Consider the following 22,407-nt stretch of genomic DNA (forward strand, 5'->3'; position numbering starts at 1 on the left):
CGTCGCTGAGCGACGATTTTCACGCCGAAATCACCACCTACTTGGGCTTCTTGCCGTCCTTGACCTCGGTCAGGTACTCCTCGTAGAACTCGACGTAGCCCTCGTCACGACCCGACAGCACGTAAATCGGATCCTCGACCTTCACATCGTCCTCGTCGCCCTCACCGCTGGAGCCGCCGTAGCCCTCCTTGCGGAGGTCGCCCTTCTGACTCTTGAACGTCGACGTGTGGGCCAGCTCCTCGACGATGCGCACGAACAGCGGCACCGCGTACCCGGGCAGTTTGTCAAAGGCGGCCTTGGCCAACGCCTTACCGTCGAACTCCTTGCCGTCCTTGAGCTGGATCGCGACCATTCCGGCCTTGCCGCCGGTGTCGGGCACCTCGACGCCGAACACCGTGGCCTCCTCGACCTGCGGGTCGGTGGACACGGCAGCCTCGACCTCGGTGGTGGCGACGTTCTCGCCCTTCCAGCGGAAGGTGTCGCCGAGGCGGTCGGTGAACGCCGCGTGCCCGAAGCCCTGCGCCCGCATCAGGTCGCCGGTGTTGAACCAGGTGTCGCCCTCCTTGAAGGCGTCGCGGACGAGCTTCTTCTCCGACTCCTTCTTGTCGGTGTATCCGTCGAAGGGCTGGAAGCTGCTGACCTTCGACAGCAGCAGGCCGGGCTCGCCGTTCTTGACCTTCTTGACGCGACCGTTGTCGTCGCGGACGGGATCGCCGGACTCGTCGTACTCGACGAAGGCCACCGGGCTCGGGCAGATGCCCGTCGTCTTGTCGAGGTTGAAGAAGTTGACGAACGCGGTGTTGCTCTCGCTCGCGGAGTAGAACTCGCAGACCCGCTTGATGCCGAAGCGCTTGGTGAAGTCGTCCCAGATCGCCGGGCGCAGGCCGTTGCCGCAGATGACCCGGACCTTGTGTTTGCGGTCGGTCGGCTTCTCCGGCTGGTTGAGCAGATACGCGCACACCTCGCCGATGTAGACGAACGCGGTCGCGTCGTAGCGGATCACGTCGTCCCAGAACTTCGATGCCGAGAACGACTTGCCGATGGCCAGCGCGGCGCCGGAGTTGAGCACCGACGACAGCGCGACCGTCAGCGCGTTGTTGTGATAGAGCGGCAGGCAGCAGTACAGCGTGTCGTGGGAGTTGAGCCGCATCCCGAGGCCCCCGAACCCGGCGAGGGCGCGCAGCCAGCGGTAATGCGTCATCACGCTGGCCTTCGGCATGCCGGTGGTGCCCGAGGTGAAGATGTAGAACGCCTTGTCCTTGGCGAGCACGGCCGCGGTGGTGGCGGGGTTGGTGGTCGGCGCGGTCTCGGCGAGCTGCTTGAGATCGTCGAGGGTGATCAGCCCGTCGGTGTCGGCGCCGGAGTCGGTGATGTGCTCGACGAACTCGGTCTCGGCGACCACCACCGCGGCGTCGAGCAGGCCGAGGCTGTGCTTGAGCACCTCGTCACGCTGGTGGTAGTTGAGCATGCCGGAAATCGCCCCGCACTTGACCGCTGCGAGCATCAGCAGGATCGGCTCAGGCGAGTTGCGCATCATGATGCCGACGACGTCGCCGTGGCCGACCCCTTTGGTGGCCAGCACCGCCGCGTAGCGGTTGACGATCTCGTTGGCCTCGCCGTAGGTAATCTCGCGGTCCTCGAACTTGAGGAACACGTTGCCGGCGTGCTGGGCTGCGCGCTCCTGGAAGACCTTGCCGATCGACGTCTTCGCCGATGGCCTGGCGCCGAAGCCGGTGACGACACCGCGCACCATCGTCGGCGTGTCTTTCAGCAGACCCGGCACCTGTTTGGCGATGTCGATCAACCCGACGCTGCTGCGGGTCCCGGACTTCTGCTCGGTCATCGGCCGTATTTCCTCCGCTTCGAATTGTGTTGGGTCACCCTAGCGGTGGAGCGCAGGCGGCCAGAGCGTCTTCGACGTCGTCGACGACGGTGAGACGCCGCATCGCACCTTCAGCGACGTACCCGGTTCCGACCAACCCCCGCAGCCATGCCAGGAGACCGTCGTAGTGCCCCACAGTGTCGAGCATCACGATCGGTTTGGTGTGCATACCCAAATAGGCCGCTGTCCAGGCTTCGAAGAATTCTTCGAGTGTCCCGATGCCCCCCGGCAGCGCGATGAAGGCGTCCGCGCGGTCCTCCATCACCTGCTTGCGTTCCCGCATCGTGTCCGTGACGACGAGCTCGTCGGCCTCGGTGTCGGCGACTTCTCGGTGCACGAGCGCCTTCGGGATCACCCCGACGGTGTATCCGCCGTGCGAGCGCGCGGCGGATGCCACCGCTCCCATCGCCGAGACGTTGCCCCCACCCGACACCAGGGTCCAGCCCCGGTCCGCGATGCCCTTTCCGACTTTGCCCGCGAGCTCCAACAAATCGGGATGAAGCGGGCCCGACGCGCAATAGACGCAGACTGCCCACTCACGGTCTGGATCTCGGGACACACCACCAACCTAGCGACATAGACTCCGGCTTGTGCCCGCGCCTCTGCCTCTCGGATGGGTGATCGCCCCCGCCGAACCGGCTCTCGACCAGCTCGAATTCGGCGTGCGCACCCGTGCGGGCGGGGTGCTCCTCGGCCCCGCGGGCGTCGGCAAGACGACACTGGCGCGGCTGGCCGCCGACCGTGTCGGGGCGGGTTTCGCCCGCGTCGACTGGGTCTGCGCGACGGCGTCACGGCAGACCGTTCCGTTCGCCGCGTTCGAGGGACTGCTGGACGTGCCGGAGACGGGGACGACCACGACGGTGCTGCGCGGGGCCCGGGAGGCGCTCGGCGACGGGCGCCTGCTGGTCGTCGACGATGCGCACCTGCTGGACCCGCTGTCGGCAGCGCTGGTCTATCAGCTGGCCCTGGCCGGCACGGTGCGCCTGCTGGTCACCGCGACGGCCGGCGACAGCCCGGTGCCTGCCGAGGTGACCGCGCTGTGGCGCGACGGTCTGGTCACACGGGTCGACCTGCAGCCCCCCGGGCACGATGACGGCCGGCTGATGGCGCAGGTCGACGAGTTCGTCGAGGCGCTACCCGCCGCGGCGCACCGGGTGCTGGAGTTCCTGTCCGTGGCCGATCCGCTGCCGCGCGCGGACGCCGAGGCGCTCGCGGGTCCCGAAGCGGTGGGCGCGGCGGTCGACAGCGGGGCGGTCGTCGAGACGGGTGACGGGCTGCGCCCGGCGCATCCGCTTTTCCTCGCCGCGGTCCGGGACGCGCTGGGCGGCCCGGACCTGCGGCGGCTGCGCACCGCGATGGTCGAACGCCTCAAGGCGGGCAGCCCCGGCGTGGTCGGTCAGCTGCGGATGGCGGCGCTGGCGATCGGCAGCGATCGTCCGCAGCCGGCTTCCGAGGTGTGCGCCGCGGCCAGGGAGGCGCTTCGGCTCGGGGATCTGGAGCTCAGCGAACGCCTGGGCCGGGCCGCGCTCGGGCAGTCCCCGGATCTCGACGCCCGGCTCACCGTCGGCTATGCGCTCGCCTGGCAGGGCCGCGGACGGGAGGCCGATTCCGTTCTCGCCGAGATCGACCCCGGCGAGCTGAGCGAGGACGAGTTGATGGCGTGGGCGCTGCCGACGGCGGCCAACCAGTTCTGGATGCTGTCCGAGCCGGAACGGGCGACGGCGTTTCTGCGCGCCACCCGGGGCAAGGTGTCGTCGCCGTCGGCGCGGACCACGTTGGATGCGCTGTCGGCGACGTTCACGATGAACGCCGGGAACGTGACCCGGGCGCGGGAGATCGCGGCCGAGGTGCTGGACTCCCCCGATGCCGACGACACCGCCGTGGGTTGGGCGGCGTCGGCGGCGGCGCTGAGTTCGGCGCGGATGGGCCTTTTCCCCGATGTCGACGCGCTGGCCGAACGTGCCCTGAGCGCCGGCCAGCCGGGGTTGTTGCGCTTCACCAGTGGGTTCGGTCAGACGTCGACGCTGGTGATGACCGGCGCGCCGGAGAAAGCTCTGGAGCTGGCGCAGCAATTGACCGACTTCGCCCAGCGGCGGCAACCGGGGCGCGCGATCGGCGAGGTGCTGATCGCCGATGCGCTGATCGCCGCCGGTGAGCTGCCCCGTGCGGTGACCCTGTTGCGCGAGGCCGCGGCAACACTCGCGCCTACCGGGTACTCGTGGGGACCGCTGGCCTGGATGCTGCTCGCGCAGGCTCTGGGACAGCTGGGGCAGACCGTGGAGGCGGGAAAAGCGTTGTCGCGCGCCGAATCTCGGCACGGCCTGAAGTCCATGCTGTTCGCGCCGGAGCTGGCGTTGGCGCGGGCGTGGACGATGGCGGCCCGCCGCGACGACCACGGTGCCGTCGCGGCGGCACGAGAAGCCGTCAAAGCGGCCGAGCGTGGCGGTCAGACAGCGGTCGCGTTGAGAGCATCGCGGGACGGCGTGCGGCTGGGTGACCCACGGGCCCGGGAATCGCTGGAGCGCCTGTCGCGCGAGGTCGACTGCGCGTTCGGGCGTGAAGCGCTGGCCAGGGCGGCCCGGGGCTAGCTTCCGGGTCCGTCGTCGCGTCCGTCCGCCAGGGCGGCTTCGGTGTCGGTGGCATGGCGCCGAAGTAGATCTGATCGAAATGCCCCGACGACCGGCGGTCGGGAAAACCCTTCGTCAGCACCCCGCGGATGAATACTGCGACGACCGTCAGCACCGCGACGGCCAGGAACACCAGCAGCCCGACCTTGAGGATGTCCACGACGTCACGGTACGACTGCGCGGCTGTTCGGGCGCGAATTGGTGCGTCGGGGCTCGGACAGCGCGACTTAGGATCGGACCGACGAGTCCGGAGGTGTCGATGACCGAATCCCTGTCGGTGGATGCGAACGGGGTGCGTTCCCTCGGGGACATCCACACCGGTGTCGCCACAGGTCTCGGCTCGCTCGTCGCGGCGCCGCCCGGTTCGGTCGGAACTTCCCACGGAACCATCGCCGCCTCGGTCGACGCCGCGTTGAGCGGGGCACTGGGCAGTAGATCGAGCACCATCGCCAGCACCCAGTCCGCGGGAGCGCTCATCTCGGAGTTGTTGCATCAGTCCGCGGCGGCCTACGAGCGCGGCGACCAGAAGGGCGGCGACGCGATCCGTGCTGCGGCCGACCAGATCGCGCAGGGGCCTGGCGCGTCGGCCGGCGGCGCGGCGGCGGGCTCACCGGGCGCCGGCGCGACGGACGCGCTGGGCCAGGCGGTCGGACAGCTGAGTCAGCTGGGTCAGCTGGGTCAGGCGCTCACCGCGCCGCTGGCCGCCCTTGCCCAGCCGCTGCAGCAACTGCCCCAGCAGCTGATGGCGGGCCTGCAGCAGAGTGCTTCGAACGCAACGGGTGCGGAGACGCCGGAGATTCCCGACACGCCGGCACTCGCCGAGCCGGCGGACGACGAGCAGGCCTCAGTGCCCGACGACGAGGAGTCCGAAGAAGAGACGCCGGACGAGCGCGCTGAGGCCGCTGCGGCACCGGGCGCGGAGGCTCCTTTCGACCCCGCTCCGATGCCGCCGCCCGTCGAGCCCAGGCCCGCCCCCACCCGGCCCGCGATCACCTAGATCTCCCGCAGACCGTCCGCGTCGAGCCGCAGAACGCGATCGACGCCGATCTTGTCGAGAAACGCCGCATCGTGGCTGACGACGATGAACGCTCCCCGATAGGCGAGCAGGGCGCTCTCGAGCTGTTCGACACTGACCAAGTCGAGGTTGTTCGTCGGTTCGTCGAGAAGCAACAACTGCGGCGCGGGCTCGGCGAACATCACGCACGCCAGCGTGGCGCGCAGCCTCTCGCCGCCCGACAGGACCCGCACCGGGAGGTCCACGGCGTCACCTCGAAACAGGAACTGCGCCAACAGGTGTCTGCGTCTGGTGATCGAAAGACTCGGCGCCGACACCGCGAGATTCTCGGCGACGGTGCGGTCATCGTCGAGAAAATCCAGTCGTTGCGACAGGTACGCGGCCCTGCCGTCGGCGACGCCGGCTGTGCCCGCATCAGGGACGATCTCCCCCAGAAGTGCCCGCAACAACGTGGTCTTCCCCGCTCCGTTGGGTCCCGTCAGCGCGATCCGCTCAGGGCCCCGCACCGACAGATCGACGGCGTCGAGCACGCGGCGGCCGCCATGGCTGATCCGTAACCCGTTGATGTCCAACACCGTTCGACCGGAGGGCACCGTTGTCTGAGGTAGGTCGAGGACGAGCGCGTCGTCGACACGCAATGTACGTTCGGCGTCATCGAGGCGCGACTTCGCGTCGTCGATCCGCCTGGCATGGATGTCGTCGGTGCGCCCCGCCGTCTCTTGTGCCCGCCGCTTCATGGCGCCGACGATGATCCTCGGCAGCCCTGCGTCTTTGACGGTGCGTTTGGCGGTGCTCGACTTCTTGTCGGCCCTCTCGCGGGCCTGCTGCTGTTGCCTCTTCTCCCGCTTCAATGTCTGCTCGGCGCTGCGCACCGCATCTTCGGCGGATCGCTGCGACTCCGCCACGGATTCCAGGTATGCGGTGAAATTTCCTCCGTAGTAGGCGATCCCACCGCGGTGGAGCTCGGCGATCCGGTCCATTCGATCGAGCAGCACCCGGTCGTGACTGACCAGCAACAGACAGCCTGCGAAGTCGTCGAGCGCCTCGTGCAGCCGGTGCCTGGCGTCGACGTCGAGGTTGTTGGTGGGTTCGTCGAGCAGCAGGACGTCGGGTCGACGCAGCAGCTCGCGCGCGAGCCCGAGGGTCACGACCTCACCGCCGGACAGCGTGCGCAGTGAACGGTCGAGGCCGACGTCTTCGAGCCCTAGCTTGTCGAGTTGGACGCGGGCGCGCTCCTCGACATCCCAGTCGTCGCCGATCGCCGAGAAGACCTCCTCGCTGGAATCGCCTGCGGCCAAGGCATTCAGCGCGGCGATGACCGCTGCGATGCCGAGGACTTCGGCGACTTCGCGGTCGTCCAGCAGGGGCAGCGTCTGCGGCAGGTAACCGATCACGCCGTCGACGGTGACCGCGCCGTCGGCGGGCTGAAGTTCACCGGCGATGAGCCGCAACAGCGCACTCTTGCCTGCGCCGTTGGGCGCGACGAGTCCGGTGCGGCCCGGGCCTGCGGTGAAGGAGAGATCGGTGAACAGGGTCGTGTCGTCGGGCCACGAAAACGACAGGTGAGTACAGGTGATCGACGGCATGCGAAAGCTCTCATGTAGTGCGGACGAAAGACCCGGGGTCGTCAGCGCGAGAGCATGTGTTCAGGTTATCGGCGGGGTCAACCGATTAAATACCGCCGCAACGTGTCGGTGACCGCGGTGATCTGGGTGACGTCGACGTGCTCGTCGATCCGGTGCGCCAGGTTGGGGTCGCCGGGCCCGTAGTTGACGGCGGGTATGCCCAGCGCCGCGAACCGCGCCACGTCGGTCCAGCCGTACTTCGCGCGCACCTGCCCGCCGGCGGCGTCGACCAGCGCCGCGGCCGCGGGCATGGTCAGACCTGGCAGGGCGCCCGCGGCGGAGTCGGTGAGCTCGATCGTGACGCCGAGTCCGTCGAGCACCTCTCGGACGTGCGCGTAAGCCTGTTCGACGCTGCGGTCCGGCGCGAAACGGAAATTCACGGTGACGGTCGCGGCGTCGGGAATCACGTTGCCTGCGATACCGCCGTCGATGCGCACGGCCGACAACCCTTCCCGGTAGACGCAGCCGTCGATGTCGACGCTGCGGGCCTGGTATGCGTCCAGCCGTGCCAGTACCGCACCGAGTTTGTGAATGGCGTTGTCGCCCAGCCAGGATCGCGCGGAATGCGCACGGGTCCCCGCCGCGCTGACGACGACCCGCAGAGTGCCCTGACATCCGGCTTCGATGAATCCGCCCGACGGTTCACCGAGGATGGCGACGTCGGCCGCCAACCAGTCGGGGAGCTCGCGTTCGATGCGGCCCAGCCCGTTCGCGGTCGCCTCGATCTCCTCGCAGTCGTACATGACCAGCGTGATGTCGTGTGCCGGATCGGGGACGGTCGCAGCAAGGTGCAGGAACACCGCATCGCCCGACTTCATGTCCGAGGTTCCGCAGCCGTGCAGCACCCCGTCGGCCAACCGGCTCGGCACGTTGTCCGCGGCGGGGACGGTGTCGGTGTGGCCCGCCAGCAGCACGCGCGACGGCTTCCCGAAGTCGGTGCGGGCCAGAACCGCGTCATCGTTGCGGATCACCTCGAAGCCGGTGGTCTGCTCCCGCAGGGCGGTCTCGATCTCGTCGGCGATCCGCTTCTCGTGGCGCGACTCGCTGGGGATGTCCACCAGGGCCGCGGTCAGCGCGATCGGGTCACCGTGTAAGTCGAGCACAGGACCACGTTAGCCGGGCGGCCCCCGATTCCTAGTACTCGATGGCCTCGATCAGCGGCGACGGCTCGTCCATCAAGGCCCAGAACCGGTCGCGGATGGCGACGGTCATCGGGCCGGGCTCGCCGTTCCCGATCGGTTCCCCGTCGAGGCTGTTGATCGGGGTGACACCACCGGCCGTGGTGACGGCCATCAGCTCGTCGGCGTCGTACAGCTCGTGGCTGGTGACGTCGCGCAGCGTGGCCTCGATGCCCATCTGGTCGGCGAGTTCGAACACCGTCTTGCGCGTGATGCCCGGCAACGCATTTCGTGAGGGGGAGGCCAGCTTTCCGTCTTTGACGATGCAGACGTTGAATCCGGGACCCTCGGCGACGCAGTTGTCGGAGTCGAGAAGGATCGCCGTACGGGCGCCCCGGTCCTTGGCCTCGAAGCTCGCGGCGGTCAGGTCGCCCCACTGATAGTTCTTGATGGTGGGGTCGACGGTGTTGCGGCCGGCGCGGCGCACGTGGCGCGGCACGACGGCCGTCGTCCCGAAGATCTGCTCGGCGGGCGGGAACGCCCACAGGTACGGGATCGCGTAGATGTACACCTGGTGGGTGAGCTTGGACAAGTCCTTCTCCCCCTTGCGCTTTCCGTAGCCGCGCGTAACGGTCAGGTTGACGAACGACTCGCGCAGCTGCGACAGGCTCACGCACTTCTTGGTGATCTCGGCGAGTTCGTCCTTCGAGTAGCCGGGGTCGAGTCGCAGCTTGCGGGAACCGTCGAGCAGGCGGTCGAGGTGGTCCCCGAGCCGGAAGATGTTGCCGTGCCACACGTGCGCGACGGTGTAGGTCAGATCGGAATGTCCGAAGCCGGTGTCGAAGATCGAGATCTTCGCCTCCTCGGCAGGCATGTACTCGCCCTCGATCCACGCGACGCCGCCGGCGAACGGGCTGGAGGTGTCGAGTTCGTAGTCGCTGTACTGGATCACCGAGCCGGGAGGGGTGTCCTCGCGGATGGCGCCCGGTTCGACGGCGACGAGGTTGGAGGTGCCTTGATCAGTGACGGTCATTGTCAGTCCTTTTCAGATCTCAGAGGTTGTGGGTCTTGGCGTAGTTAGCGCCGGCGTCGCCCTTGCTCAGGCGTGACTTGAGGCCGGTGGCCCACCAGATGGCGGCGAGCACGACGATGCCGAGGAACACCCATTTGTTGCTGGTGAACTGCGGGAGGAAGAGCAGGGCGACGGCGACGCCGAGGAACACGACCAGCGCGGTCACGTACAGCGGCAATCTCCACCGTCCCAGGTCGAACGTTCCGGGCTCGGCCGCGGGGATGGTTCCGCGCTTGTAGCCGACGAGCAGCCCGACGGTCTGCAGGATGTAGACGAAGAAGAACAGCAGGGACGCGATGCCGATGATGTAGTTGAACGCCTTCTCGTTGACCAGGGCTGAGAGCAGCAGAAGCGTTGACAGGCAACCCAATCCGAGCACGGCGAACGTCGGCGCCTTGCTCTTCGGCGACACGTGCCGCCACACGTGGGAGAACGGCAGCATGTTGTCGCGGGCCATCGAGTACGTCAGTCGGGTCGCGACCAGGATGTTGGCCAGAAGGCACGCGAGAATGTTGGTCAGTGCGATGGCCACGACGATCTTGGTGACGGTGGGGCCGGCCTGCTGGGTGATGATCTCCTCGATGGGCGCGGCCGAGTTGGCTTCTACCGCAACGGGATCCTTGATGGCCAGGACGTAGACGACGTACATGAGGAACTCGATGACGATCGAGGTGACCAGCGCGTAGAACATGGTCTTGGGCACCACCCGGCGCGCGTCTTTGGTCTCCTCGGCCACGTCGGCGCCGGACTCCACACCGATCAGCCCGAAGAACGGACCGAGCGCGGCGGCCAGCCACGCCAGCATGTAGGAGTCCTTGTCACCGGATTCGCCGCCGGTGAACAGCACCGAGATCGGCTGGTGGTTCTCGGGCGCCGAGAACGCGATGATGGCGATCAGCGCGGTGGCGCCGACGGTGATGACCAGTTCGAGACTGACGCCGATGTTGTTGACCATGGTCGCGAAACGCACGCCATAGATGTTGATCAGCACGCAGACGAACACGACGCCGATGGCGAGCAGAATCTGCGTCGTCTGCGTCATGCTCCACCCCATGAGCCCGCCCAGGTAGCCGGACAGGATGAAGCCGACGCCGGTCATGCCGCAGACCCAGCCCATCAACGCGATGAAGCCGGTGAACCAGGCGAGGTTGGGCCCGTTGATCCGGCTGATCCACTGATAGGAGTAGCCGGCGAGCGGCAGCTTGGCGGTCAGGTCGGCGGCGATGAACGTCCACAGCGCGAACACGGCTCCGGCGAGCAGCAGCGTCCACACGAACGGGGCGCCCGCGGTGAAGTAGCCCGCGCCGAATCCGGTGAAGACCGCGGTGGTGGCGCTGATCGTCGCGAAGCCGATGGCGAACGACGCCAGCTTGCCGACCGAGCGGTCGAGCTTCTGCGTGTAGCCGAGCTCTGCGAGCTTCGCGTCCTCGGCACTGAGGCCACGCTGCGGTGAATGAGTGGGTGGGGCTATTGCGTCGGTCATGGTCGCTCCAGGTCAAACCAGTCGGAAGAACACCTGGGGACAGGAAACCGCCATCCGGCGGCCACCGGAAGTTTCATATTTTGATCTACTCATAAACCGGATTTATCAGTGGTGGCCGTCGGCATGCTGATCGGGTGCGTCGCCGAAACTCCACTGCGCCTGCACGTGCCTGACCAGCGCGTCCGCCTGCGGCGTGAGGTCGGCGGGGTTCCACGCCAGCGCCGTATGACTGTGCGGTCGATCGCTGATCGGCACGTAGACGATGCCGGGCCGGTCGTAGAACCGTGCGACCGAAGACGTGGTGAAGCTGATGCCCAGGCCGCGCGCGATCGCCGTCGTCTCGGCCTCGTAGGTCGCCGCAACCGCGGCAATGGTGGGCGGCCGGTTGCCACGGACGTCCATCGCGAGCCAGTAGTCGCGCCAGGTGCCGGCTGTCAGCGGGGCACACACGATGGGGTCGTCGAGAAGTTCGGCGATCTCGACCTCGCGACGCTCGGCCAACCGGTGGTCGCGCGGCAGGCACGCCACCCACGATTCGGAGTCGAGGATCAGCATGCGGTGGTCGGGCAGGTCTACCGGCGGCCGGATGATGGCGACCTCGGTGGTGCCGTCCGCGAGCCCCGCTGTCGGGTCCGAGAAGTCGTACTCGATGGGTTCGACGGAGACGTCGGGGTAGGCGGCTTCGAAATGGCGGACGAGCCGGAACAGCAGATCGGCGCCGGTGCCGATCAGGTACCCGACACGCAGCACCCCGCGGCGGGTACCGGACAGCATGATCAGGTTGTCGACGATCGCGTCCACGCCCGAGATCGCCTGCTGTACCTGGGGCAGCCAGGCCGCCCCCAGGTCGGTCAGCGCCACCTCGCGGGTGTTGCGGTGGAAGAGCACGACACCGAACTGGTGCTCGAGCTGTTTGATCGCGGTGGACAGCGCCGGCTGGGTGATGAAGAGCTTCTCGGCAGCTCGCCGGTAGTTCAGCTCCTCGCCGAGCACGGCGAAGTAGCGCAGCTGACGCAAGGTCACGGCGTGGACTCCAGCGGTCGTGGTTCTCCTCCTGGCCTGGTCGGGACCCCGTCAAGCGATGCTAGGCCCACCGGTAGCCTTGGGCACCGTGACTTCTGTTTCTGGAGCGTCCGGCATCGGCGTCGCCACCATCGCAGCCGACGGATCCGTCCTCGACACCTGGTTTCCCGCACCCGAACTGAGCGGCGACGGAGAAACGGGAACGGTGCGCCTGTCGGTGGCCGAGGTGCCCGCCGAACTGGCCGAGCTGACGGGCCGCGACGAGGACCGCGACGTCGACGTCGTCGTCGTCCGCACGACCATCGCGTCGCTGCAGGACAAGGCAGTCGACGCCTACGACGCGTACCTGCGCCTGCACCTGCTGTCACATCGCCTCGTCGCACCGCACGGGCTCAACGCCGAAGGACTGTTCGGCGTGCTGACCAACGTCGTGTGGACCAGCCACGGCCCCTGCGCGGTCGACGGGTTCGAAACCGTGCGCGCCCGGCTGCGCCGCCGGGGCCAGGTCGCCGTCTACGGCGTCGACAAGTTCCCGCGGATGGTCGATTACGTGCTGCCCTCGGGGGTGCGCATCGCCGACGCCGACAGGGTGCGGCTCGGCGCGCATCTGGCGGCGGGCACCACGGTCATGCACGAGGGCTTCGTCAACTTCAACGCGGGCACACTGGGCAGCTCGATGGTCGAGGGCCGCATCTCGGCGGGCGTCGTGGTCGGCGACGGCTCCGATGTCGGTGGCGGCGCGTCGATCATGGGCACGCTGTCCGGCGGTGGCACGCAGGTGATCTCGGTCGGCGAGCGCTGCCTGCTGGGCGCCAATGCGGGCCTGGGCATCTCACTCGGCGACGACTGTGTCATCGAGGCCGGGCTGTATGTCACCGCCGGTACCAAGGTCACGACCACCGATGGTGAGACGGTCAAGGCACGCGAGCTCTCCGGGGCGAACAACCTTCTGTTCCGGCGTAATTCGGTGACCGGCGCGGTCGAGGTGGTCAAGCGCGACGGCACGGGCATCACGCTCAACGAGGCGCTGCACGCGAACTAGTTCGCGCCTCCCCGCGAGCGTGCGTGTCTGTGGCCGACACACCGGGTTTTTCGGCGAGTTTGCGCACGCTCGCCGCGGCGCTACCCGGCGGCGTTGGGCTTCAGCGGCGGGCAGTTGCCCTGGCCGTCGACGGCCAGCTCGAAATGCCAGATCTCGTTGGCATAGATCTGGCACAGCCCGAATTGGCGGCCGTTGGCGATCAACCACTGATCCGCGGCGACGGGGCCGATGTCGATCGCCTGCCCCATCACGTGTTTGGACACCTCCGAAGTGGCGACGAACTCGGCGGCCTTCTCGACGCTGCCGTAGCTGACGACCGCGTCGTCGAAGAGCCTCTGCTGGAAGCCTTTTGACCGCCAGCCCGAGGTGACCATGAGCGCGACCCCGGCCGCCTCGGCAGCGCGGGTGGCGTCCTGTACGGCTGTCAGCAATGCCGGATCAAGTTGCGACAGAATCGGGTTGGCGGTGTCGAAGGGCGACAGCATGGTGCCGTCGGGCAGCCACCCGCCGGTGGTGTCGACGGCCGCGGCGCCGATGGACAGCGTGTCGGACGGCGGCGCCGCCGGGATGGGCGCCGGGGGCACGGTGATGCTGGTCTGCACAAGCATCACCTCGGGCGCGTTCCCGCACGCCGCCAGCAGCGTGGCGGTCAGCGCGCCGCCGATCGCGACGAGCGCGCGTATAATCACGGAAAGTGGCGGCGTGTTGCGAGCAGACACGCGCGCTCGCGGTGCAGGCCTCAGACCCACTGCGCCAATTCCTTTTTCAGCACCTTGCCCATCGCGTTGCGTGGCAGGCTGTCGACGATGCGCACCTCCCGCGGTCGCTTGTGCACCGAAAGTTGCTGTGCGACATGGTCGATCAGCAAATCGGGCTGGGCGTCGCCGACGACGAACGCGACGATGCGTTGCCCGAGGTCGGCGTCCGGCGCCCCGATCACCGCGACTTCGCGTACCCCGGGGTGGTCCAGCAGCACCGACTCGATCTCGCCTGCGCCGATCCGGAACCCGCCGCTCTTGATCAGGTCGACCGACTCGCGTCCGACGATCCGGTGCATTCCCCCCTCGTCGATCACCGCGACATCACCTGTGCGATACCAGCCGTCGTCGCCGAGCACCTCGGCCGTCGCATCGGCGCGGTTCAGGTAGCCGTCGAACAGCGTCGGGCTCTGCACATGTAGCTGTCCGATCGATTCCCCGTCATGGGCCAGCGCCGTCCCGTCGTCGGAAACGAGACGTGTGGTCACTCCGTCGAGCGGCAACCCCACCCAGCCCGGCCTGCGCTCCCCCGTGGCCAGCGTGCTGAGCGTGATCAACGTCTCGGTGCTCCCGTAGCGCTCGATCGGCTGATGCCCACTGAGAGAGGACAACCCGTCGAACACCGGAACCGGCAGTGCGGCGCTGCCCGAGACCAGCAGGCGGGCCGGCGCCAGCGCCCGCGCCGCGGCACCGTCGTCGACCACCCTCGACCACACCGTCGGGACCGCGAACAGCAACGTGCCACCGAGCTCACCGACCGCATGCGCGTACAACTCGGGCTTGGGTTTTCCGGTGTGCACGAAGCGATTCCCGATCCGCAGCGAGCCGAGAAGGCCGAGCACCAGACCGTGGATGTGATACATCGGCAGCCCGTGGACGAGGGTGTCGTCGGGCGTCCACTGCCATGCGTGCGCCAGCATGTCGATGTCGGCCGCGATCGCACGGCGGCTGACCACCACGCCCTTGGGAAGTCCGGTCGTGCCCGAGGTGTAGATGATCATCGCCGGGGCGTCCGGCGGCGGTTCGGCATAGCGGTGCCAGGACCGGGCGTGCAGCCGCACCGGGACATGGGCGAGCCCACCGGTGTCCTCGGGGAGCTCACCGAGCCAGGCTTGCGCCCCCGAGTCTTCCAGGATGTGCCGACGCTCGGCTGCGCCGACATCGGCGGGTACGGGGACGACGGGGACACCGGCGATCAGGCAACCGGTGACGGCGAGCACCGTCGCGGCGGTCGGCGTGGCCAACACCGCAACGCGGGAGGCGCCGCCGACGCGTTCGGCGACCGACGTCGCCGCCCCGACCAGATCACTTCGACTCAGGGACACCCCGTCGATGCGCACCGCGTCGTCGAGGTCCGCCCCCGCCGCCACGGCCGCGGGGTTCAAGGACGCCAGCAGCACAGAACGTGAGGCTACCCCCACCACCCCGCCATACTGTGGGCGTGGATTACATCGAGGCGCTCGGATCGCGCGAGGTGTACCGAAACCCTTGGATGACGGTTCGCGAGGACAATGTCCGTAGGGCTGACGGGAGCACTGGAATCTACGGGGTGGTAGATCGGCCGACCTACGCGCTGGTGATCCCTCGCGACGGCGATCGCTTCCATCTCGTCGAGCAGTTCCGGTATCCGCTGGGGCTGCGCCGCTGGGAGTTCCCGCAGGGCACGGCCCCCGACCGGGCCGAGCTCGACGGGCCCGAACTCGCCGCCCGCGAACTGCGTGAAGAGACGGGGCTGATCGCCGCGACGATGACCGAGATCGGCCTGCTCGACGTCGCGCCGGGAATCAGCAGCCAGCGAGGCCGGGTGTTCCTGGCCACCGGCATCACCGAGGGCCCGCACGACCGCGAGCACGAAGAGCAGGACATGCGCAGCGCCTGGTTCGCCCGCGCCGAGGTCGAAGAGATGATGCGCAGCGGGGTCATCACCGATGCCCAGACGATGGCTGCATGGACCCAGATGCTGCTGCGCGACTAGCAGGCGGCGGCGTCGCTGACCATCCCCCGGTGCAGCACGCGGTCGCCGACGACCCCGGAGTGGTCCGCACAGTGCATGACACAGCGGTTGTCCCACATCACCACGTCTCCCGGGGCCCAGTGGTGGCGCAGCACGTTGTCGACCCGCGTGGAGAACGCGAGCAGATACGACAGCGTCTCTGCGGACTGGTCGGCGGACATGCCACTCAGGGAGGCACAGCGTTGCAGCGCGGACAGATACAGCGACGTCCGTCCGCTGACGGGGTGCCGGTGCAGGACGGGGTGCTCGGCGGCGGACTCCTGCCCGTCGGTGAGGGTCACGCCGGTGGCCACATGCGTGACGACCCGGCCCACGAGTCCGTCGCGGATGTTGTCGGGCAGCGTGTCGTGGGCGCGGTACTGATTGCTGAACAATGTCTGCCCACCCTCCTCCGGCACCGTCACCGCGCGTAGCGCGGTGTACGCGGGAGGGGTGCGCACGTAGCTGGTGTCGACGTGGAAGGTGGACCGCGGCGGACGACTGCGCCCCACGTTGGTCACCACGTTCAGATCGGGATGGGTCGACACCGGCGTCTCACCGACGGTGAACTGGATGTCGCCGAAGCTCTTCAGGAACCGCAGCAGCGCGTCGTCGTCGACCTGCTGGTCCCGCAAGATCACCACACCGTGCTCGGCCAGCACGGTCCGCATCCATTGCACCGCAGGCGCATCCAGGGTGTCGACGCGGATTCCTGTCACCTCGGCGCCAAGCGGCGTCAGGGCATTCGCATGCATACGTGTCTACCTTCCGGCCAGTTCGGCCAACGCGTCGTCGAACAGTTGGCGCACCTCCACACCCGCGGCCGCGGCCATGGTGGCGACCACGCTGCTCGGTGCGAACGAGCAGTACAGACCCGCTTCGAGGAACCACGGTTCACCCGACGGGTCGATGCGGAAGTCGAACAGGCTGTAGTCGCGGCAGCCGAGCGCCTGGTGGCACCGCCGCGCGGCGGCCCAGACCCTCTGCGTCACAGGGTCGTCGGTGGAGACTGTCCAGGCCCGGTCGGCACTCTTGGCCACCAGACGCAGGTCCCCGTTCGCGTCGCGGTCGAGTTTGTCCGCACGGGTGCGGATCGGCTTCGCGACCGCATCGACGGCGTACTCCTCCAAAGGCAGACCGATCAGCTCCCCGTCGCGGACGACGATGCCGCACCGCACCTCTCGACCGAGCGGGACGAACGTCTCGACGAGCGCGGCATCGTCGTGGGCCAACGCGTCGTCGACGGCCGGCCCGTAGTCGTCGTCACACGTCACGAGCGTGACCCCGACGGAGTTGTCCGACGAAACAGGTTTCACCACAACCGGATACTCGAGGTGGGTGCGGCTACGGTCGCGTACGACACACCCCTCGGGGACATTGACGCCCGCCGCGGCGACGACCGCCCGCGCCTTCGCCTTGTCCGCTCCGAGGGCCATCACGTCACCGCGGCTTCCGAGGTAGGGGACCCCCAGCGCGTCGAACAGGGACCGGTAGACGGTCATCCCGGGCAGGCAGAACATCTGCGGCACCATGACATCGGGGGCGATCTTCTCGATGTGAGACATCGCCTGCGGCAACGACATCGGCGATGCGGAGGCCAGCGACGGCGGGGACAGGTCGTCCGGGAAGGACCACCGACCACCGGGGGCCACATAGGCCACCAGCATCCGATAGCGCTGCGCGTCGGCGAGCGCCTCCATGCTGGCCCGCGCGTAGAGCGCCGAGAGCTCTGCAAAGAACTCATCGACCGGCGACCCGACGAGGTGGAGCACGGTGCGCACCGGGGGAAGATCAGTCGCCACCGGGCTCCACCAGCTTGCCGATGTTGAAATCGATGCGGCTCCAGCCGCGGCCGCTGCGGAGGTTCTGCATCAACAACGACGGGATCTGCAGATGATGCACCATCAGGTATGGCAGCGGATCCTTCCAGTCGAAGATCGCCTCCTTGCCGGAGATGATGCCGCGCAACCGACTCCACCGACCCGGCCCGGTGATCAGGCGCCACAGCTCGTGATACATCCAGTACGTCGCTCGCGCAACGGGTTCCGGCACGACGGTCGGGTACCCGTCGTCGAGGTAAGCGTGCGCCACGCGGGCGTCGTCGTAGAACATCGTGATCGCCGAATGGGTGCGGGGGTTGCATTCGATCGCATACACACCGCCACCTGCCGACTCGATGAAGTCGAACGAGACCTGGCCGGTGAGGTTCAGCCCCGCCACGAATCGGTGTACCCAGGAACGGATCTCAGGATGATCGACATAGGCGTAGTTGACCTGGAACGCCGACGATTCGCAGCACCCGTAGAGATGCACGGCGCCGTCGCGCACGGTGCTGTGCGTGCAGTATTCCCGGCCCTCGACGAACTCCTGCAGAATCCACGGATCGTCCTCGGAGATGTCGAGGGACCGGGCGAATTCGGCGTTGCGGTGCGGGGTGTCGGCGCCGAGCCGGGTGAGGTCCATCCGACCCACCGGGTTGTAGGCGATGCGTTTGAGGATGTAGTCGCGCCCGGCGGGAAACTGGAAATGCTCGATCTGCGCGGGGTCGGTGATGCGGTGCGAGTCGGGCACCTGGAGGCCCAACGAGCGTGCCAGCACACTGAACTGGTCCTTGTCGTCCAGTCGGCGCACCGTCTCGGCATCGGCGTGCAGCACATCGCAGAAGCCGCGCAACAGATCGCCGACGTCGGCGTCGAAGACGCTGGCCGCCGGACTCGACACGGGCACGAACACGTCGATGCCCTCCCGACGCACGATGTCGGTCAGCGCCCGCGCATACTCGGCGTCGGCGGGATCGGGGACGACATAGAACCTGTCGACGGCCCGCGAGAAGCGGTGACCGGTGAAGCGGTATTTGGCGGACTCGACCAGCACGACGCGGTGCCCCGCGGCGTGGAACGAACGGGCCAGTTGCAGCGCCTTCGTCATCTTGCCGCCGGTGATCAGCACAGTCCTGGCGTCCTCGGCGGGCGGACGCCGCGGCGGCGACATCGCGCCGCGTACCAGCGCCGCCGTGACGACGGCGAGATCGACCGGCAGGGTCGCGAACAGACCGGCCATCACCAGCACGGTGCGCCCCGGGTTGGCCGAACCCGGCGTGGCAACCGCGGCGCGGGGAGCGTGCGCGACCCCGGTCACTGACCGGCCCGACGGATCAGGGTCACCCCGTCCCGCAGCGGCAGGAGAACCTGCTCCAACCGTGGGTCGTCGGCGATCGCCGTGTTGAACGCGGCGATCGCGTCACCGTTGGCCGATCGCTGTTGCCCCGTGTACGGCTGACCCTGCATGAGCGTGTTGTCGACGACGATGACGGCATCCGGGCTCAACAGCGGGCTGTCGAGCAGATAGTTCACGTAGTCCAGGTAGCCGGCTTTGTCGGCGTCGATGAACACGAAGTCGAACGTGCGGCCGCCGGCTGTCCCGGCCAGGGCCTGCAACGTGTCCATCGCCGGTCCGACGGCGATCGTGATGCGTTGTCCCGCTGGGGAAGACCCGAAGCTCTGCTGTGCGAATCGGGCCGCCTCGGCGTCGACCTCGCAGGCCAGCAGCGAGCCGTCCTCGGGTAGCGCCTCGGCCATCGCCAGCGCCGAATACCCGGTGAACATGCCGATCTCCAGGACGTGCTGTGCACCGCTGAGCCAGACCAGGAACTTCAGCGCCTGCCCCTCGACGTGCCCGGACAGCATCTCCTGCTCCAGGAACACCGCGCCGTCGGGCGCATCCCTGTTGGCCCAGTCGGTTTCCGCCGTCTGCTCGGCCAACCTCGCCAGGTCGGCCGACTCTGGCGTCGTGCAGGCGGCCACGTACGGGTCCAGGCCGGCAGCCAGATCCCGGGCACGCCGCAACCGCTCGGCGACATCGGCGGGCACTCCAGCGGCGGCGTCGATCTCACGGGCGAGGTCGTCGAGTTCAGCGGCCAGGATCGTCGTCGGCGTGACGGGCCGGGCGATCCTCGCAGCCGTGGGCCCGCTCACCCGGCGTGGTCCGGTTCGGCGGGCGTGAACATGTCCACGCCGTCGCCCGCGCGGTCGAAGCCCAGGCACAGCTTCTTATGCAGGGTCAGCGTCTCGGCCAGTTCCTCGGTGGTGACGTCGTTGAGGAAGCGGCACTGTCCGATCGGATCCGGCACCGCGGCCCGTAGCAGCCCGTCACGGGTCTTGAGGATCGAATCCGTCGCGGCAGCAAGCAGTTCCGGCGTCAGATACTCGCTGTCAAGCGCGAGCCCGAGTGTGCTCATCACACCCAGCACGCGGTCCCGGTCGGCCGCCGACAGATAACCGCGCAGTTCGGCGAGCGTGGTCGACAGCGCCATGTCGATGTTGATCGCATGTCCGTGAAAGAACGGCCGCTGCGGGGTCAGCTCCAGCGTCGGGCTCCAGGTGTGGCCGAACGCGATGACCCGATCGAGGTCGAGTTCATGCAGATTCGGCGCCTCCAGCTCGAGCATGGTGGCGATCGCCTGAAATGTCAGCCGGTCGCCGGCGCGACGCAGCGCGGGGGTCCCGTCGAGATGACCGAACCGCGTACGCAGCAGGTCGGCTCCGTGCGCTTCCAGCAGATCGAAGATCTCGGCGTTGCCGACAACGGCGATCTTGATCAGCTCGGCCATGCCGTTGCGCACCTGATCCTCGGGAAGCGTTCGCAGGAACGAGAAGTCGAGGAACACCTGCTTCGAGGCGTGGTAGGCGCCGAGGCGGTTCTTGTGCTTTCCGTGGTTGACCGCCACCTTGATCGACACGCTGGCGTCGATCAGCCCGATGAGCGTGGTGGGGATCCGGATGTAGGGGGTGTTGCGCCGGTAGCTCGCGCAGGCGAAGCCGGCGACATCGGTGGTCAGGCCGCCGCCGACGACCAGGACCGGCTCGGTGCGTACCAGCCCGTACGCGTCGAACTCGCCGACGATCCGCTCGAACGTCTCCAGCGATTTGGCGGTCTCCCGGATCTGGATCGGAAGGACGGTCAATGTGATGCCGTGGTGCGCGAAGTACGCGTCGATCTGTGCGCGGTAGAGCGCGTAGACGGTCTCGTCGACGACCATCAGGGCGCGGCCGTAGGGCCGGTAGCAGTCGGCCAGCGCCGATTGCCCGATGTCGAAGACGCCGTTCACATATTGCAGGTCGTACTCGATCTTTTCGTAGCCCTCGACGTGAAACGTGCTGTCGGACACGGTCACATGGGCCTTCATGGTGCTCATCTTCGGTCTCCTGGAAATAGGGTGCGCTCGGTCAGGACCTGAGAAGCGCGACCACCTCGTCGGGGTGCAGCGACTCCACCGTCGTCTCGGCTGCGGCGAAGTCGGCGCCCACGGTGTTCTCGTTCGGAAAGGCGATGCAGGTCAGACCCGCGTCCGTGGCGGCACTCACCCCGCCGGCGTTGTCCTCGACGGCGACGACGTGGGCGGCGTCCTCACCCAGTTGCTCGAGTGCGTGGCGGTAGACCGAGGGGTCGGGCTTGGGCGCGGTGACCGACGAGCTGTCGAGGATCAGATCGAAGGTGTCGGCGCTGACCTCCGGTGCCAGCGCCGTCAGTAGCGCGCTGATGTTGTCCGCTGACGTTGTGGTCACGAAACCCAGCCGCACCCCGTCCTGCTGGGCGCGCCGGATGGTCTCGACGACGCCGGGACGCGCGGACACGCCGGCCGACGACAGCAGTTCCTGGAAGATGGACGACTTCGTCTGGTGCACGGCGACGGCGTCGACATCCTCGTTGCGATCCTTCGCGTACTGCGCGATCCGGTCCTCGCCTCCGTTGTTGCCCAGCATGGTCCGGTAGTCGTCACGAGACCAGTTCCAGCCGAGGCCATGCGCTTCGAAGGCCTCGTTGAAGGCGCGGCGTTGTAGTTCCGACGTGTCGGCCACGGTGCTGATGGAGCCGAAGAGCAGTGCGGACATGGGCATCCTTCCGGTTGTGCGCGGAACCCGTTACGAGTGCCGCGCGGTGCGATCCCGCGATAAACCTCGTCGATCTAATGAACTCGAAGTACAGTACTGATCAAAGCGTTCATTCCTGAACCTGTCTACCACTAATGAACAAAATGACCATTAGATAACTTCTGCGGACTGGTAGCGCTACTCGGTAGGGAGGTGACGGTGGTACCGGCCGACGACGGGCCCTCCGAGGCCCAGGGCAAGGACGCGCGCGTGGCACGCACCCGCGCCGATGTCAGCCGCGCGGCCCTGCAGGTCCTCATCGAGGAAGGGTGCGAAGCGCTGACGCACGCACACGTCGCCGAGATCGCCGGGTACTCCAAGACCACCCTGTACACCCACTGGCCGGCGCGCCTCGACCTGATCATGCTGGCTCTCGACGCCTTGGGCGAGATGCCGCACCAGGAGCGCTCAGGAGATCTGCGGGCCGATGTGATCGGCGAACTACGCGTCTTCCGGCAGGCGGTCGTCGATCTGCGACTCGACCACATCCTGTCCGTCATGGCCCAATGGGCCTCGGTCGAGGAGATGGCGCGCGTCCGGGACCGCATCAACAGCGACGGTCAACGCCCGCTCCGGGGCATGCTTTCCGAGGTGCTCGACGGCGCCCGACTGGAGGCTTCCGTGTCGATGCTCACCGGCGTGGTCGCGTGCCCCACCCTGATGTTCGGCACGCTGCCCGACGATGCGGTGATCGAGGCCGCCGTCGACCTGGTGCTGACCGCGGTTCAATCGCCGAGCTGACACCCGTGCGGCACGGCCCGAGGTCCGTTCGGCACGAACACCATTCGACCTGAGACCGCGAACGACGCTCCGATACCAAGCCGTGATCCAACCGTGCC

The 22,407-nt window shown here is 67.9% G+C and carries 20 protein-coding genes; 5 read left to right on the top strand and 15 right to left on the bottom strand.

All coding sequences use genetic code 11. From position 1 onward, the window contains the following. Window positions 1–37: 37 nt before the first annotated feature. Together fadD6 and log are read right to left on the bottom strand one after the other, a co-directional pair. Window positions 38–1,843 carry a long-chain-acyl-CoA synthetase FadD6 gene (gene fadD6 / locus ACAG24_RS19550; protein ID WP_370474939.1) on the bottom strand — a complete coding sequence of 602 codons (1,806 nt, stop codon included), beginning with the start codon at window positions 1,841–1,843 and terminating at the stop codon, window positions 38–40. A 34-nt stretch (window positions 1,844–1,877) separates the two neighbouring features. Beyond that, complete coding sequence (gene log, locus ACAG24_RS19555) at window positions 1,878–2,441, bottom strand: cytokinin riboside 5'-monophosphate phosphoribohydrolase (protein ID WP_370474940.1); 564 nt, start codon at window positions 2,439–2,441, stop codon at window positions 1,878–1,880. Window positions 2,442–2,484: 43 nt separating this feature from the next. On the opposite strand from log, the gene ACAG24_RS19560 reads away from it, so the two are divergent. Continuing rightward, on the top strand, window positions 2,485–4,470 hold the full coding sequence (locus ACAG24_RS19560) for an AAA family ATPase (protein WP_370474994.1): 1,986 nt from the start codon (window positions 2,485–2,487) through the stop codon (window positions 4,468–4,470). Window positions 4,471–4,768: 298 nt separating this feature from the next. Further along, the gene (locus ACAG24_RS19565) at window positions 4,769–5,506 is read left to right on the top strand and encodes a type VII secretion target (RefSeq protein ID WP_370474941.1); all 738 of its coding nucleotides are present in this window, start codon (window positions 4,769–4,771) and stop codon (window positions 5,504–5,506) included. On the opposite strand, the gene ACAG24_RS19570 is transcribed toward ACAG24_RS19565, so the two are convergent. The 5 genes from ACAG24_RS19570 to ACAG24_RS19590 all read right to left on the bottom strand — a co-directional run bounded on the left by ACAG24_RS19570 (window position 5,503) and on the right by ACAG24_RS19590 (window position 11,845). Next, complete coding sequence (locus tag ACAG24_RS19570; protein ID WP_370474942.1) at window positions 5,503–7,110, bottom strand: ABC-F family ATP-binding cassette domain-containing protein; 1,608 nt, start codon at window positions 7,108–7,110, stop codon at window positions 5,503–5,505. The genes ACAG24_RS19565 and ACAG24_RS19570 overlap by 4 nt on opposite strands. A 77-nt stretch (window positions 7,111–7,187) precedes the next feature. Further along, a complete protein-coding gene (dapE, locus tag ACAG24_RS19575) occupies window positions 7,188–8,252 on the bottom strand; it encodes a succinyl-diaminopimelate desuccinylase (protein WP_370474943.1) in 1,065 nt (354 codons plus the stop codon). 31 nt (window positions 8,253–8,283) lie between these two features. Then, window positions 8,284–9,300, bottom strand: a complete 1,017-nt coding sequence (locus ACAG24_RS19580; RefSeq protein ID WP_370474944.1) for an aminotransferase class IV — start codon at window positions 9,298–9,300, stop codon at window positions 8,284–8,286. Window positions 9,301–9,319: 19 nt separating this feature from the next. Next, the gene (locus ACAG24_RS19585) at window positions 9,320–10,822 is read right to left on the bottom strand and encodes an APC family permease (protein WP_370474946.1); all 1,503 of its coding nucleotides are present in this window, start codon (window positions 10,820–10,822) and stop codon (window positions 9,320–9,322) included. A 105-nt stretch (window positions 10,823–10,927) separates the two neighbouring features. Further along, complete coding sequence (locus tag ACAG24_RS19590) at window positions 10,928–11,845, bottom strand: LysR family transcriptional regulator (RefSeq protein WP_370474947.1); 918 nt, start codon at window positions 11,843–11,845, stop codon at window positions 10,928–10,930. Window positions 11,846–11,903: 58 nt separating this feature from the next. Between ACAG24_RS19590 and dapD the strand changes: the two genes are divergently transcribed. Continuing rightward, window positions 11,904–12,887 (top strand): 2,3,4,5-tetrahydropyridine-2,6-dicarboxylate N-succinyltransferase, encoded by a 984-nt coding sequence (gene dapD / locus ACAG24_RS19595; RefSeq protein WP_445206222.1) that lies wholly within the window; start codon window positions 11,904–11,906, stop codon window positions 12,885–12,887. 80 nt (window positions 12,888–12,967) lie between these two features. Here the strand turns inward: dapD and ACAG24_RS19600 are convergent, their stop codons facing one another. Beyond that, window positions 12,968–13,495, bottom strand: coding sequence for a M15 family metallopeptidase (locus ACAG24_RS19600; RefSeq protein WP_370474995.1), 528 nt, complete (start codon window positions 13,493–13,495; stop codon window positions 12,968–12,970). 131 nt (window positions 13,496–13,626) lie between these two features. Then, window positions 13,627–15,045 (bottom strand): acyl-CoA synthetase, encoded by a 1,419-nt coding sequence (locus ACAG24_RS19605; RefSeq protein WP_370474950.1) that lies wholly within the window; start codon window positions 15,043–15,045, stop codon window positions 13,627–13,629. 41 nt (window positions 15,046–15,086) lie between these two features. On the opposite strand from ACAG24_RS19605, the gene ACAG24_RS19610 reads away from it, so the two are divergent. Beyond that, window positions 15,087–15,620 (top strand): NUDIX domain-containing protein, encoded by a 534-nt coding sequence (locus tag ACAG24_RS19610; protein ID WP_370474951.1) that lies wholly within the window; start codon window positions 15,087–15,089, stop codon window positions 15,618–15,620. On the opposite strand, the gene ACAG24_RS19615 is transcribed toward ACAG24_RS19610, so the two are convergent. From ACAG24_RS19615 to ACAG24_RS19640, 6 genes are read right to left on the bottom strand one after another with little or no spacing between them, the layout of a single operon-like run. Next, window positions 15,617–16,393: a TauD/TfdA dioxygenase family protein gene (locus ACAG24_RS19615; RefSeq protein WP_370474952.1), complete on the bottom strand. Its 777-nt coding sequence runs from the start codon at window positions 16,391–16,393 to the stop codon at window positions 15,617–15,619. The genes ACAG24_RS19610 and ACAG24_RS19615 overlap by 4 nt on opposite strands. Window positions 16,394–16,399: 6 nt before the next feature. Beyond that, window positions 16,400–17,440: a D-alanine--D-alanine ligase family protein gene (locus ACAG24_RS19620; RefSeq protein WP_370474953.1), complete on the bottom strand. Its 1,041-nt coding sequence runs from the start codon at window positions 17,438–17,440 to the stop codon at window positions 16,400–16,402. Then, on the bottom strand, window positions 17,430–18,776 hold the full coding sequence (locus tag ACAG24_RS19625) for an ATP-grasp domain-containing protein (RefSeq protein WP_370474954.1): 1,347 nt from the start codon (window positions 18,774–18,776) through the stop codon (window positions 17,430–17,432). The genes ACAG24_RS19620 and ACAG24_RS19625 overlap by 11 nt, the downstream gene beginning before the upstream one ends. Then, on the bottom strand, window positions 18,773–19,612 hold the full coding sequence (locus ACAG24_RS19630; protein WP_370474955.1) for an O-methyltransferase: 840 nt from the start codon (window positions 19,610–19,612) through the stop codon (window positions 18,773–18,775). The genes ACAG24_RS19625 and ACAG24_RS19630 overlap by 4 nt, the downstream gene beginning before the upstream one ends. Then, window positions 19,609–20,832 carry a sedoheptulose 7-phosphate cyclase gene (locus tag ACAG24_RS19635; RefSeq protein ID WP_370474956.1) on the bottom strand — a complete coding sequence of 408 codons (1,224 nt, stop codon included), beginning with the start codon at window positions 20,830–20,832 and terminating at the stop codon, window positions 19,609–19,611. The genes ACAG24_RS19630 and ACAG24_RS19635 overlap by 4 nt, the downstream gene beginning before the upstream one ends. 31 nt (window positions 20,833–20,863) lie before the next feature. Continuing rightward, the gene (locus tag ACAG24_RS19640) at window positions 20,864–21,529 is read right to left on the bottom strand and encodes an HAD family hydrolase (RefSeq protein ID WP_370474957.1); all 666 of its coding nucleotides are present in this window, start codon (window positions 21,527–21,529) and stop codon (window positions 20,864–20,866) included. A 192-nt stretch (window positions 21,530–21,721) separates the two neighbouring features. Here ACAG24_RS19640 and ACAG24_RS19645 point away from each other — a divergent pair, with 192 nt between their 5' ends. Next, window positions 21,722–22,309 (top strand): TetR/AcrR family transcriptional regulator, encoded by a 588-nt coding sequence (locus tag ACAG24_RS19645; protein WP_370474958.1) that lies wholly within the window; start codon window positions 21,722–21,724, stop codon window positions 22,307–22,309. Window positions 22,310–22,407: the final 98 nt, after the last annotated feature.

Origin of the sequence: Mycobacterium bulgaricum (assembly GCF_041287165.2) — a bacterium.
GTDB lineage: Bacteria > Actinomycetota > Actinomycetes > Mycobacteriales > Mycobacteriaceae > Mycobacterium > Mycobacterium bulgaricum.